This is a genomic window from Paenibacillus sp. G2S3 (assembly GCF_030123105.1).
Lineage (GTDB): Bacteria > Bacillota > Bacilli > Paenibacillales > Paenibacillaceae > Paenibacillus_AQ.
In genome coordinates this window covers 11,840-26,442 of record NZ_CP126095.1, presented here as the reverse complement: position 1 = coordinate 26,442, position 14,603 = coordinate 11,840, and the positions used below count along the sequence as shown (strand labels likewise).

Annotated in this window: 7 protein-coding genes and 4 rRNA genes; all 11 read right to left on the bottom strand. The window is 47.9% G+C overall.

Annotation, left to right across the window (positions count from 1 at the left end):
- Positions 1-108 precede the first annotated feature (108 nt).
- Positions 109-1,666: ribosomal RNA gene (locus QNH28_RS00100) — 16S ribosomal RNA — on the bottom strand.
- 435 nt (positions 1,667-2,101) lie between these two features.
- The gene (locus QNH28_RS00095; protein ID WP_283909677.1) at positions 2,102-3,253 is read right to left on the bottom strand and encodes an amidohydrolase family protein; all 1,152 of its coding nucleotides are present in this window, start codon (positions 3,251-3,253) and stop codon (positions 2,102-2,104) included.
- 2 nt (positions 3,254-3,255) lie between these two features.
- Positions 3,256-4,314, bottom strand: a complete 1,059-nt coding sequence (locus tag QNH28_RS00090; protein WP_283909676.1) for a pyridoxal-phosphate-dependent aminotransferase family protein — start codon at positions 4,312-4,314, stop codon at positions 3,256-3,258.
- On the bottom strand, positions 4,311-5,084 hold the full coding sequence (locus tag QNH28_RS00085; protein WP_283909675.1) for an ABC transporter ATP-binding protein: 774 nt from the start codon (positions 5,082-5,084) through the stop codon (positions 4,311-4,313). Before QNH28_RS00085 ends, QNH28_RS00090 begins: the two co-directional genes overlap by 4 nt.
- Positions 5,075-5,842: an ABC transporter ATP-binding protein gene (locus QNH28_RS00080; RefSeq protein ID WP_283909674.1), complete on the bottom strand. Its 768-nt coding sequence runs from the start codon at positions 5,840-5,842 to the stop codon at positions 5,075-5,077. The genes QNH28_RS00085 and QNH28_RS00080 overlap by 10 nt, the downstream gene beginning before the upstream one ends.
- The gene (locus tag QNH28_RS00075; protein ID WP_283909673.1) at positions 5,839-6,705 is read right to left on the bottom strand and encodes an ABC transporter permease; all 867 of its coding nucleotides are present in this window, start codon (positions 6,703-6,705) and stop codon (positions 5,839-5,841) included. Before QNH28_RS00075 ends, QNH28_RS00080 begins: the two co-directional genes overlap by 4 nt.
- Complete coding sequence (locus QNH28_RS00070) at positions 6,702-7,691, bottom strand: ABC transporter permease (protein ID WP_283909672.1); 990 nt, start codon at positions 7,689-7,691, stop codon at positions 6,702-6,704. Before QNH28_RS00070 ends, QNH28_RS00075 begins: the two co-directional genes overlap by 4 nt.
- Entirely contained in the window at positions 7,688-9,310 is a 1,623-nt protein-coding gene (locus QNH28_RS00065; protein WP_283909671.1) for an ABC transporter substrate-binding protein, read from the bottom strand. Before QNH28_RS00065 ends, QNH28_RS00070 begins: the two co-directional genes overlap by 4 nt.
- A gap of 155 nt (positions 9,311-9,465) precedes the next feature.
- Positions 9,466-9,582 (bottom strand): 5S ribosomal RNA (gene rrf / locus QNH28_RS00060).
- A 129-nt stretch (positions 9,583-9,711) separates the two neighbouring features.
- Positions 9,712-12,640: ribosomal RNA gene (locus tag QNH28_RS00055) — 23S ribosomal RNA — on the bottom strand.
- A 262-nt stretch (positions 12,641-12,902) separates the two neighbouring features.
- Positions 12,903-14,460 (bottom strand): 16S ribosomal RNA (locus QNH28_RS00050).
- The 16S, 23S and 5S rRNA genes sit together here, the layout of an rRNA operon.
- Positions 14,461-14,603: the final 143 nt, after the last annotated feature.

Here is a 14,603-nt window from a genome sequence, read left to right as displayed (position 1 = left end):
CTTAAACTCTCAAAACTGAGCAACGAGTGAGTAACAGGCCTAAACCTGAGATTTGGAAGTTTAACTTCCGATTTGAATGTCTCCATTGCAGGAAACGATTCTCCATAGAAAGGAGGTGATCCAGCCGCACCTTCCGATACGGCTACCTTGTTACGACTTCACCCCAATCATCTACCCCACCTTCGGCGGCTGGCTCCCTTGCGGGTTACCCCACCGACTTCGGGTGTTGTAAACTCTCGTGGTGTGACGGGCGGTGTGTACAAGACCCGGGAACGTATTCACCGCGGCATGCTGATCCGCGATTACTAGCAATTCCGACTTCATGCAGGCGAGTTGCAGCCTGCAATCCGAACTGAGACCGGCTTTGATGGGATTGGCTTCACCTCGCGGCTTCGCTTCCCGTTGTACCGGCCATTGTAGTACGTGTGTAGCCCAGGTCATAAGGGGCATGATGATTTGACGTCATCCCCACCTTCCTCCGGTTTGTCACCGGCAGTCACTCTAGAGTGCCCAACATGACTTGCTGGCAACTAAAGTTAAGGGTTGCGCTCGTTGCGGGACTTAACCCAACATCTCACGACACGAGCTGACGACAACCATGCACCACCTGTCTCCTCTGTCCCGAAGGCCGCTGCTATCTCTAGCAGATTCAGAGGGATGTCAAGACCTGGTAAGGTTCTTCGCGTTGCTTCGAATTAAACCACATACTCCACTGCTTGTGCGGGTCCCCGTCAATTCCTTTGAGTTTCAGTCTTGCGACCGTACTCCCCAGGCGGAGTGCTTACTGTGTTAACTTCGGCACCAAGGGTATCGAAACCCCTAACACCTAGCACTCATCGTTTACGGCGTGGACTACCAGGGTATCTAATCCTGTTTGCTCCCCACGCTTTCGCGCCTCAGCGTCAGTTACAGCCCAGAAAGTCGCCTTCGCCACTGGTGTTCCTCCACATATCTACGCATTTCACCGCTACACGTGGAATTCCACTTTCCTCTTCTGTACTCAAGTCACCCAGTTTCCAGTGCGACCTTAGGTTGAGCCCAAGGTTTAAACACCAGACTTAAATGACCGCCTGCGCGCGCTTTACGCCCAATAATTCCGGACAACGCTTGCCCCCTACGTATTACCGCGGCTGCTGGCACGTAGTTAGCCGGGGCTTTCTTCTCAGGTACCGTCACTCCGATAGCAGTTACTCTACCGGACGTTCTTCCCTGGCAACAGAGCTTTACGATCCGAAAACCTTCATCACTCACGCGGCGTTGCTCCGTCAGACTTTCGTCCATTGCGGAAGATTCCCTACTGCTGCCTCCCGTAGGAGTCTGGGCCGTGTCTCAGTCCCAGTGTGGCCGTTCACCCTCTCAGGTCGGCTACGCATCGTCGCCTTGGTGGGCCGTTACCCCACCAACTAGCTAATGCGCCGCAGGCCCATCCCTCAGTGACAGATTGCTCCGTCTTTCATTCTTCCTTCAGGAGAAAAAAGAAATTATCCGGTATTAGCTACCGTTTCCGGTAGTTATCCCAGTCTAAGGGGCAGGTTGCCTACGTGTTACTCACCCGTCCGCCGCTAAGTTGTTTTGAAAGCAAGCTTTCAAAACAACTCCGCTCGACTTGCATGTATTAGGCACGCCGCCAGCGTTCGTCCTGAGCCAGGATCAAACTCTCCAATTAGTATTGAAAAGAGCGATATGCTCATTTTGAAACATCTGACGAGAAAATTAATTCTCTATTTTGGATTTCACTTACGTGATTTCCTACTCACTCGTTGTTCAGTTTTCAAAGATCAAGTTCTCGTTGGCGCCGTTTAATGTCTCAGCAGCAACTCTTATACTATATCATGTTCGGCCGTTTAATGTCAAGCTCTTTTTTTAATTCTTTTTCGAGCTCGGCATGTGTGTTTCTCGGCCAGAAATAGAATATATCATGTATAGAGATTCATTGCAACACTTTTTTTCTAAACTGTTGCCTTATATACATTTGATACATAGCAGCTATAAGAAAGCTTATTGCACGTATATAAGAAAAGCGACTTTAACCATTCTATTCTATAAAAGAAAAACAACTGCAGAAGATAACAGTTGTTTTTAGAAGATAGCTTAGACGGATCTAGATTAATTCCGCTTCCTTCGCTCCAGTAATTACGGAAACGATACTGTTTCGAAGTACCTCTGCACTGTGAGCCTGGTACGGATCCACCTTAAAAACAACAGCATCTGCAATATACCCCTCTGCAATTTGCCCCAGCTCGTTGCCGCTTCCGATAATTTCAGCAGCGGTTCTAGTAGCAGACTGCCATGCTTCTCTGCGAGTTAAGCCATAATCAATCAACGTATCCAGCTCTTGAAGATTATAACCATGCAGTGAAGGTGTGGCATAGTCTGTGCCAAAGCCAATGCGAACACCTTCTCTTTTTGCATAATTAATGGCTTTGGAATGTGATTCAGCAGCACGGGCAGCTCGTTCACAAATGATTGGATTCAACGCAAGAACACCTTTCGGATCTGCAGCAATACGATAGATGGATGTAGTAGGTACAAAAGCTACCCCCGAATTAGCAAGCCTTCCCGCCTGATCTTCAGTTAGAAACATCCCATGCTCTATAGATTCCACACCGGCCTGGATGGACCAATCTATCGTCACTCCACCCCAGGTGTGAACCAGCACCTTCTTATCGTGGTCATGTGCATTACGAACAATGAACGCGAATTCTTCTTCGGAAAAGATCGGATCAACCACTTTCTCGGTAGGTGCTCCAAGACCACCTGTGGCCATGATTTTTATCCAACCCGCTCCTGTAGCAAAGATCTCTGCCATCCGTTGTTCCAAATGCTTAAGTCCATGGGCATCTGCTACTCCAAGCATATCGCTGCTGGTATGTACTCTTAAAGGCTGCTGATATTGCTGAACAAGATGCTGCACTGTGCTGGGCAGAATTCCGCCTGCATCACGTACAGTCGTTACACCTGTCCTTAAAGTAGCCTCAAAAGCTTGTGCCTGCATGGCTTCGATCTGCTGGGAGTCGCGCTTTAATTGATCTGCATGGTCAAAGTCTGTCCAAGCCATATGCGTATGAAGATCTATAATACCTGGACTAATCCATAGATCTGTCCCTGTAAGAGTTGAATTATTTTGTTGCGGCTCTATTTCAGTTATAGATAAAAAATAACCATCCTTAATCACAACATCAAAACGTTTACCTTCGATACCTGCTATATAAATATTCTTGAATGTATGCAGTTCTGGATGCTTGTGAATCATCTTCATTCCCCCCAAGCCAGCCGAACAGCTTCTAATGCCTGATCAGGGTCTTGTTTCAACAACTCAGCAAGCGTTGATATAGCTTCCTCCACACTTTGTAAGGCAGCATTTGTTCCAAAATGATTGATCCGCAAAAGATGGCCAAATAATTCTCCGTCTCCTGGAGCCACAATGCCTATAGGCTGTTCGATCTGCAAATCTTGCTTTCCAGTAATCCGAACCGTTGTAGTCAGTGTAGAATAATGTCTGCTGTCCTTTTGCCAAGGTGAAAGCCCCAAGAAATGGATGCCAGCTACTGTAGCAGCTGCAGCCCGTTCATGACGCTTAATCACTTGCTCCAATCCCTCTTCCTCAATTCGTGTCAAGGCCAGAATCAGCGCTCGAGCCTCTAAAGCAGGGATATTTGGAGCAACCCGTAGCGGCGCAGTGCCATCCAGCGAAGGTCTCAGGTCTAGCAAGGACAGAATGGAGTTGCGTGGGGCATTTTTATTAGACTCAAGAAATTCCCAGCCACGTGGTGAAATACTGACGGCGCTAACACCGTTAGGTCCAGCCAAGGCCTTTTGCGCGCCTATCACTGCAAAATCAACTCCCCATTCATCAACCAGTAACGCCTCTCCCCCAACCGCAGAAACCGAGTCCGTCACAGTAATGAGATTGAACTCCTTTGCAATCTTAAATATTTCTTTAGCCGGATTAGATCCACCTGTAACTACTTCAGCCTGAACAAAGGAAAGGGCACAAGGGTTAAACTCTTTAATCGCGGAAGTAACTTGGTCGCCAGTTACCACTTCATCAAACGGAACCTTTACTTCAATAACCGTTGCACCTCCCCGCTCAAGCCATTTTCCAAATAAACTTCCATAGGGACCTGTTACTATATTTACAATGGTCCGACCAGGCGCAGCTATACCGGCAGCCACTGCCTCGATCCCCAGAATTGCTTCAGCTGGGATGATAACTGGTAGATGCTCAGTAAACAAGATTTTGGAAATCAAATGTGTAAGCTTATTGTACTCAGCCAGTGAAAGTGGTACATATCCTTTATGTTCTGGGCTCATAAGAAACCTCCTGATGTACTTGATTTTGGCATTTTCGGAACCGCCGACAACAGCTCGTAACTGTATTCATGTTTAGGCCGGATGAAGAATTGATCTTTCGGACTCTGCTCCACGAGCTTTCCTTGCCGCATGACTGCTACCGTATCACTAATTGCATTAATGACTCCTAGATCATGGGAAATAAAAAGCATGGTGAGATTAAGCTCAGCTTTCAGCGTATTAAACAGCTCGAGCACACTAAGCTGCACAGATACATCCAATGCGCTCGTAGGCTCATCCGCAATAAGGATATTCGGTTCAACACTTAATGCGCGAGCGATCGCTATCCGTTGCCGCTGACCACCAGAAAATTCGTGCGGGAATTTATCTAAAGCCTTTTGCTCCAAATGAACCTGGTTCAAAAGCGCTTTACATCTTTGCTCAACGCCTGTACGACCCACAATTTTATGAAACAATAAGGGCTCGGAAAGAATTTCTCTAATCGAATGTTTAGGGTTCAGCGATGCATCCGGATTTTGGAAGATCATCTGGATTATTTTACGCTGCTCACGACTTCTTTTCTTTTTTAACTCTTGAGTACCTAATAGGATCTCCCCCTCATACGGGGCAATCAGTCCAGCAATTACTCGCGCCAGCGTAGATTTCCCTGAGCCGGATTCTCCAACAAGTCCAAGGGTGGTGTGCTGCTCAAGATTCAAATTGATACAATCCAGTGCAGTAAACCCGCCATAGTGAACAGTTAAATCTTTTATTTGCAAGGCTAGTTCCATGAGTCTCTACTCCCTTCAAGCTCTGGCAAAGGAAGCACCGAATCAATCAGCATCTGTGTGTAAAGGTCGGATGGATTTTGCAAAATATCAAGAGTAGCGCCATGCTCCACAATCTGCCCTTGTTTCATCACACATAGCCGTGAGCACAAGTTGGCCGCAATCGCGAGATTATGCGTAACAAAAACCATGGCGAATCCCAACTCATGCTGAAGGTTTGTGATCGTTTCAATAATTTGTCGTTGAACCGTGACATCCAGCGCCGTTGTCGGCTCATCACAGAGAAGAATACCTGGCTTGCATGCCAATGCTAGAGCAATGACTACCCGTTGACACTGACCGCCTGACAGCTGACTTGGATACCGGTCCTTTTTCTTTAAAGAATCTGGCAGACCAAGCCTTTCGAGTAGCTCCAGCGCAATCATTCGCGAAGCCTTTCGGCTTACTCTCTGTCTGTAATACACGACTTCAGCTAACTGATTGACAACCATACAGAGTGGATCAAGCGCACCTCTTGGATCTTGAAACACCATCGCACTACTTACGTCACTCTTAATGGTGCCACCTATCTGTTCAACACCGTTTGGAAGTAGTCCGAGAATTGCACGCAGCGTAAGCGATTTTCCTGAACCTGATTCACCTACTAATCCCAGACTCTCCCCTTTGCCCAGCGAAAAGCTAACATTTTTGACTAATCTTTCATTAGACTTCGCTGCCAGCGATAGTGCGTTTATTTCTAAAATGGGTTGTATAGACATCATTTTTTCCTCCATATGTCTGCCAAACCATCACCTAGGAGCGACAAAGCTATTCCGGTATACACCACTGCAAATCCAGGGACAGCTGATAGCCACCAAGCTGTAGTGATGAAGGGCTGTCCATCCGAGATCATTGTCCCCCAGTCTGGAGTTGGCGGTGTAATGCCGATCCCAAGATACCCGAGCGTAACAATGGCAACAAGCAAGCCAATCATATCTGTCATAAGGACGACCACGGCTTGCGGAAGTACATTGGGCAGCAGATGACGTAATATAATTCTTACACCGGGTAGCCCTAAGGTTTGAGCGGATGCCACCCATTCCTGATTGCGGAAAGATGCACTAAGACCTCTCACGACACGGGCAAAGACAATCCAACCTACAAGGATAAAAGTAATATAAATGCCTCGTTCTCCTGCTCCACTGGCAAAAGCAACAATAATGACGATTAGATAAAAAGGAAAAGCGATCAACGTATCTGACAGCAACGTAATAACTGTATCAATCCATTTGCCGTAATATCCTGCTAGCATTCCTAGGAACACACCTGTGCAAAAGGGAATGATTTCTGCCAAGACCATGATTTTTAAATCGGTCCTCGCTGCATAAATCAATCTAGTAAACAGATCACGTCCCAGCTGATCGGTTCCTAACCAGTGTACGGCCGACGGAGGCTGAAGAAAGGCACTCAAATTTTGCTCAGAGGGATCATAGGGACTTATATACGGTATGAACACAGTCAAGAGAATAAGAGCTGCAAACATAATCATTCCCACTAGAAGTGAAGGGGTATTCCATATTCGTTTTAAGCCGCTAGTTATCTTGCCATCCTCATACAATTGTGATTCTAGTCTTATCGTTTTCATTGTTTTCCCTTCGTTCTGGGATCAAGCCACCAGGAAATGATTTCAATCAAGAGACTGATGATCACAACAGATAGCGCACAGTAAAGTGCTATTCCTTGAATAACCGGAAAGTCCCGTTTCGAAATTGAAGTAAACAACAAGCTGCCAATCCCCTTAATTCCAAATACCTGTTCAACAACCAACGTACCACCGATTAGATAAGAAATATTCACACCCAGCAGCATTAGCGTAGGAAGAGCAGAATTGCGCAGCACATGTTTAAATAAAATAACCCTATTTGGTATTCCAGCAGCCTTAAGTGTGACTACAAAATCCGATTCCAACACTTCAAGCATCTGTGATCTTAACGAACGAACCAGCGTAGGAATCTGTGAAAAAGCAACGGTGATTGCTGGAAGCGCAAGACTATGCAAGGTTCCTATCCACCCTTCACTCACTCCCCCAACAGGAAACCAGCCAAGCCGGACACTAAAGAGCAAAATTAAAAGTAAGCCAACCCAGAAGATTGGCATACCCAAAGTTATTGTAGGAAAAATACGTATTAAATGATCCAGCAGTTTATCCTTATGCGTAGCTGCTACTGTAGCAAGCAGAAGTGATACGAAAATCGCTAACACACACGCCATCACTATGAGCAACAAAGTGACGGGGGCCCGCTGCATAATCAACTCTCTTGTTGATGTCCCCATAACAATGGAGTTGCCAGTATCACCTTGAGTAAACAGCGTCTTCACAAATCGTATGAACTGCTCCCATAAAGGGAGGTCCAGCCCAAGAGTATGATGCATACTCTTGAGCGCCTCAGGCGTACTGTATTCTCCCAGGATCATTTTAGCTGGATCTCCCGGTACAATTCGAATGATGAAAAAGACTGCTATCATTACGCAGCAGATCACTGCCAATGCTTTTATAAGAGATATCACAAGCCAGTTATAAGAGTCCTTACTTCCTCTAGGTTGATTTAGCACCTGCTTAAGATTCGTCATTGGCTGATGCGGACATCTTCAAAACGGGCGCTACCGTTAGGTAGAACAACAAGACCATCAACAGAAGAACGAATACCTTTCAAAACATCTGGATAATAAAGCGGAATATACGGCACTTCATCAGCAAGTGTCTGCAGTAGTTTAGTATAGATTTGCGCACGAGCATCGCCATCCGCAGTTTTTTGGCCCTCATATAGAAGCTTAGTTACTTCATCATTCGTATAATGCGTCCAATACGATTTACTGAAGCCTTCCGGATCGGTTTGGAAAGCAATGATCGAGTTCGCCTCCGGGGAATCCGCTTGGCCGCTGTTCAGCATTGCCGCAAAATCATATGCAAAGAAACGTTCACGGAAAGTAGCAAGCTCAATCGATTCGATCTCAATTTTTATTCCAATCGTTTGGCCGGCTGCCTGAATAATTTGTGCTTCTTGTGCTCTTGTACTATTGCCGGAAGCTACAAGTAATTTAGTAGTGAATCCATTAGGGAAGGCAGATTTAGCAAGCTCCTCCTTGGCCGCCTCGACATTGAAGTTCAGAGCCTTGATTGTATCATTGGAGTTATAAGGAATCGTTGTTGGCAGCAATGAGTTTGCCGTCTGTGCATATCCAAAGGTTAACGCTTTGGTCAAGCCTTCACGATCAAGTACAAGAGCGAGAGCGCGGCGAACATGCACATCCGAGAAATGTTCATCCAGCGTATTAAAGAACAATTGCTCTGTCACCCAACTGCCGTTAGTAATTACTTTAGTGTCAGTTCCATCTTTGATCTCATTGGCATTTTGCAGCGCTAAAGATTCAATAGCATTAACTTCCCCAGCCTTCAGCTGGTTAATTGCTTGGCTATCATCCTCAATTAACTTATAAATAAGCTTATCAATATATGGTTTACCTTCTTGCCAGTAGAATTTGTTCTTAGTGAAGGTCAGATCACCCGCAGTATCCCATGTTTCAACTACAAAGGGTCCCGTTCCGATTGGCTTCTTAAAGAATTCTTCTTCGGAAACTCCACCAAAATTGTTAGGCAGGATGCCATTTGAGAAATTGGATAGCTCTGAGATAAATGGTGTATAAGGCTCTTTAAGCGTAATAACAAGCGTTTTGTTATCCTGCGCTTTGATTGCTTCCACCTTTGCGGATATTGCCAGTGGGCCGCCCACCTTCAAGTGACGTTCAAGGGAGAATACGGCATCTTCGGCAGTCACATCCGTACCATTCGAAAACTTCAGACCATCGCGAAGTTCAAAAGTATACGTCAATCCATCCTGACTAATACTATGTGACTTGGCAAGCCAATCTACAATTTCACCCTTACTGTCAAAAGCAACTAATGATTCAAACACTTTGTCGATAGCAAAAGCATTATTGGACGTAATCTGATTATGCAAATCCAGTGAGGTTACAGAAGCAGGGCGTCCATAGACAAAGGTTCCTCCTACTGCAGGCTCAGCCGCTTGAGGACTCTGAGTTGCTGTTGCCGGACTCGCACTTTCCTGCGCATCTTTATTTGAAGCAGCCTTATTATTAGATCCCGAGCATCCTGCAATTACCATCAATAGCAAAACTGCTATTGCCCCCAACAGAACCGGTTTCTTAACAGATACATTAAAATATGACATAATCCGCTCCCCCTATAATTCTTATATGTTTAGTATGAATTGTATTATGGATTAATCAATGGGGTCTGTCAAACAAAATTTAAATCTTAACAATCCTTTAAGTAAATAAATACAACAAAAAGACCACTGTCGATTACTCAACAGTGGTCTTGCGTGCTTGGCAACGTCCTACTCTCCCAGGACCCTTCGGTCCAAGTACCATCGGCGCTGGAGGGCTTAACGGTCGTGTTCGGGATGGGTACGCGTGGAACCCCTCCGCTATCGCCACCAAACATGCGTCTGTGAAACAGACGCTGCCGCGTGAAATTCGGTTCATCACCAGAAGTGACAATGAATTTCTAAGCGTGTTACAGGCTTAATCGCCTGAAAACTGAATCCGAATTGAATTTGCGTTCTAAGTATAGGATAAGCCCTCGACCGATTAGTATTGGTCAGCTCCATGCATTACTGCACTTCCACCTCCAACCTATCTACCTCGTCGTCTTCAAGGGGTCTTACTAATTGGGAAATCTCATCTTGAGGGGGGCTTCACGCTTAGATGCTTTCAGCGCTTATCCCGTCCGTACGTAGCTACCCAGCCATGCTTCTGGCGAAACAACTGGTGCACCAGCGGTACGTCCATCCCGGTCCTCTCGTACTAAGGACAGCTCCTCTCAAATTTCCTGCGCCCACGACAGATAGGGACCGAACTGTCTCACGACGTTCTGAACCCAGCTCGCGTACCGCTTTAATGGGCGAACAGCCCAACCCTTGGGACCTACTTCAGCCCCAGGATGCGATGAGCCGACATCGAGGTGCCAAACCTCCCCGTCGATGTGGACTCTTGGGGGAGATAAGCCTGTTATCCCCAGGGTAGCTTTTATCCGTTGAGCGATGGCCCTTCCATGCGGTACCACCGGATCACTAAGTCCGACTTTCGTCCCTGCTCGACTTGTAGGTCTCGCAGTCAAGCTCCCTTATGCCTTTGCACTCTTCGAATGATTTCCAACCATTCTGAGGGAACCTTGGAACGCCTCCGTTACTCTTTAGGAGGCGACCGCCCCAGTCAAACTGCCCGCCTGACACGGTCCCCGTACCCGATAAGGGTACTAGGTTAGAACCTAGATACGATCAGGGTGGTATCCCAACGGCGCCTCCACCGAAGCTTGCGCTCCGATTTCTACGGCTCCCACCTATCCTGTACAGATCGTACCCAAATTCAATATCAAGCTGCAGTAAAGCTCCATGGGGTCTTTCCGTCTTGTCGCGGGTAACCTGCATCTTCACAGGTATTAAAATTTCACCGGATCTCTCGTTGAGACAGCGCCCAAGTCGTTACGCCATTCGTGCGGGTCAGAATTTACCTGACAAGGAATTTCGCTACCTTAGGACCGTTATAGTTACGGCCGCCGTTTACTGGGGCTTCGGTTCATAGCTTCGGGTTACCCCTAACCACTCCCCTTAACCTTCCAGCACCGGGCAGGCGTCAGCCCGTATACTTCGCCTTGCGGCTTCGCACAGACCTGTGTTTTTGCTAAACAGTCGCTTGGGCCTTTTCACTGCGGCCCCCTCGTGCTATTCACACTACCGGGGCACCCCTTCTCCCGAAGTTACGGGGTCATTTTGCCGAGTTCCTTAACGAGAGTTCTTCCGCGCGCCTTAGAATTCTCTTCTCGCCTACCTGTGTCGGTTTGCGGTACGGGCACCTTCTCCTGGCTAGAGGCTTTTCTTGGCAGTGTGAGATCATGACCTTCGCTACTACAATTTTCGCTCCCCATCACAGCCCAGCCTTAATGATGTGCGGATTTGCCTACACATCAGCCTCACTGCTTAGACGGACATATCCATCAGTCCGCGTCACTACCCTCCTGCGTCACCCCATCGCTCATAGCGGATTACGGTGGTACAGTAATTTCAAACTGTTGTCCTTCGACTACGCCTTTCGGCCTCGCCTTAGGTCCCGACTTACCCTGAGCGGACGAGCCTTCCTCAGGAAACCTTGGGCTTTCGGCGGATCAGATTCTCACTGATCTTTTCGTTACTCATACCGGCATTCTCACTTGTATGCTGTCCAGCGCTCCTTACGGTACACCTTCAACCCACATACAACGCTCCCCTACCCCAGATACATACGTATCTAGCCATAGCTTCGGTGGTGTGTTTAGCCCCGTTACATTTTCGGCGCAGAGTCACTCGACCAGTGAGCTATTACGCACTCTTTCAATGGTGGCTGCTTCTAAGCCAACATCCTGGTTGTCTGTGCAACTCCACATCCTTTCCCACTTAACACACACTTGGGGACCTTAGCTGATGGTCTGGGCTGTTTCCCTTTTGACAATGGATCTTAGCACTCACTGTCTGACTCCCGGCAATAAGTATATGGCATTCGGAGTTTGACTGAGCTTGGTAATCCTTGCGGACCCCGCACCCAATCAGTGCTCTACCTCCACTACTCTTATACCGAGGCTAGCCCTAAAGCTATTTCGGGGAGAACCAGCTATCTCCGAGTTCGATTGGAATTTCTCCGCTACCCCCACCTCATCCCCGCACTTTTCAACGTACGTGGGTTCGGGCCTCCAGTGCGTGTTACCGCACCTTCACCCTGGACAGGGGTAGATCACACGGTTTCGGGTCTACGTCCACATACTAAATCGCCCTATTCAGACTCGCTTTCGCTGCGGCTCCACCTTCTCGGCTTAACCTTGCATGTTAAACGTAACTCGCCGGTTCATTCTACAAAAGGCACGCCATCACCCATAAATAGGGCTCTGACTTTTTGTAAGCACACGGTTTCAGGTTCTATTTCACTCCCCTTCCGGGGTGCTTTTCACCTTTCCCTCACGGTACTGTTTCACTATCGGTCGCCAGGTAGTATTTAGCCTTAGCAGATGGTCCTGCTGGATTCATACGGGGTTTCACGTGCCCCGCACTACTCGGGATCCGTCTCGGAGAGAACACAGTTTAGGCTACAGGGCTTTTACCTCTATCGCGGGCCTTTCCAGACCTCTTCGCCTACCATATTCCTTTGTAACTCCATGTGAGACGTCCCACAACCCCTAAGAGCAAGCTCTTAGGTTTAGGCTGTTCCGCGTTCGCTCGCCGCTACTGACGGAATCACTATTGTTTTCTCTTCCTCAGGGTACTTAGATGTTTCAGTTCCCCTGGTCTGCCTCTACATTTCCTATGTATTCAGAAATGAGTAACTGCGAATTACCACAGCTGGGTTTCCCCATTCGGACACCCCCGGATCAAAGCTTGCTTACAGCTCCCCGAGGCAGTTTCGTTGTTCGCCACGTCCTTCGTCGGCTCCTGGCGCCTAGGCATCCTCCGTGTGCTCTTATTAGCTTAACCTTGATTTTTCCGCAGGAAAATATCATACAATGACATTTCTCTTGGAATCATCTCACTAATAACATTTACTTGTTTGCACAAGTTGCTAAAAGATGTTCTAAAACGCAAATTCGTTTCGGTATCCAGTTTTCAAGGATCAAGTCTTACTTGAGAGCTTAAACTCTCAAAACTGAGCAACGAGTGAGTAACAGGCCTAAACCTGAGATTTGGAAGTTTAACTTCCGATTTGAATGTCTCCATTGCAGGAAACGATTCTCCATAGAAAGGAGGTGATCCAGCCGCACCTTCCGATACGGCTACCTTGTTACGACTTCACCCCAATCATCTACCCCACCTTCGGCGGCTGGCTCCCTTGCGGGTTACCCCACCGACTTCGGGTGTTGTAAACTCTCGTGGTGTGACGGGCGGTGTGTACAAGACCCGGGAACGTATTCACCGCGGCATGCTGATCCGCGATTACTAGCAATTCCGACTTCATGCAGGCGAGTTGCAGCCTGCAATCCGAACTGAGACCGGCTTTGATGGGATTGGCTTCACCTCGCGGCTTCGCTTCCCGTTGTACCGGCCATTGTAGTACGTGTGTAGCCCAGGTCATAAGGGGCATGATGATTTGACGTCATCCCCACCTTCCTCCGGTTTGTCACCGGCAGTCACTCTAGAGTGCCCAACATGACTTGCTGGCAACTAAAGTTAAGGGTTGCGCTCGTTGCGGGACTTAACCCAACATCTCACGACACGAGCTGACGACAACCATGCACCACCTGTCTCCTCTGTCCCGAAGGCCGCTGCTATCTCTAGCAGATTCAGAGGGATGTCAAGACCTGGTAAGGTTCTTCGCGTTGCTTCGAATTAAACCACATACTCCACTGCTTGTGCGGGTCCCCGTCAATTCCTTTGAGTTTCAGTCTTGCGACCGTACTCCCCAGGCGGAGTGCTTACTGTGTTAACTTCGGCACCAAGGGTATCGAAACCCCTAACACCTAGCACTCATCGTTTACGGCGTGGACTACCAGGGTATCTAATCCTGTTTGCTCCCCACGCTTTCGCGCCTCAGCGTCAGTTACAGCCCAGAAAGTCGCCTTCGCCACTGGTGTTCCTCCACATATCTACGCATTTCACCGCTACACGTGGAATTCCACTTTCCTCTTCTGTACTCAAGTCACCCAGTTTCCAGTGCGACCTTAGGTTGAGCCCAAGGTTTAAACACCAGACTTAAATGACCGCCTGCGCGCGCTTTACGCCCAATAATTCCGGACAACGCTTGCCCCCTACGTATTACCGCGGCTGCTGGCACGTAGTTAGCCGGGGCTTTCTTCTCAGGTACCGTCACTCCGATAGCAGTTACTCTACCGGACGTTCTTCCCTGGCAACAGAGCTTTACGATCCGAAAACCTTCATCACTCACGCGGCGTTGCTCCGTCAGACTTTCGTCCATTGCGGAAGATTCCCTACTGCTGCCTCCCGTAGGAGTCTGGGCCGTGTCTCAGTCCCAGTGTGGCCGTTCACCCTCTCAGGTCGGCTACGCATCGTCGCCTTGGTGGGCCGTTACCCCACCAACTAGCTAATGCGCCGCAGGCCCATCCCTCAGTGACAGATTGCTCCGTCTTTCATTCTTCCTTCAGGAGAAAAAAGAAATTATCCGGTATTAGCTACCGTTTCCGGTAGTTATCCCAGTCTAAGGGGCAGGTTGCCTACGTGTTACTCACCCGTCCGCCGCTAAGTTGTTTTGAAAGCAAGCTTTCAAAACAACTCCGCTCGACTTGCATGTATTAGGCACGCCGCCAGCGTTCGTCCTGAGCCAGGATCAAACTCTCCAATTAGTATTGAAAAGAGCGATATGCTCATTTTGAAACATCTGACGAGAAAATTAATTCTCTATTTTGGATTTCACTTACGTGATTTCCTACTCACTCGTTGTTCAGTTTTCAAAGATCAAGTTCTCGTTGGCGCCGTTTAATGTCTC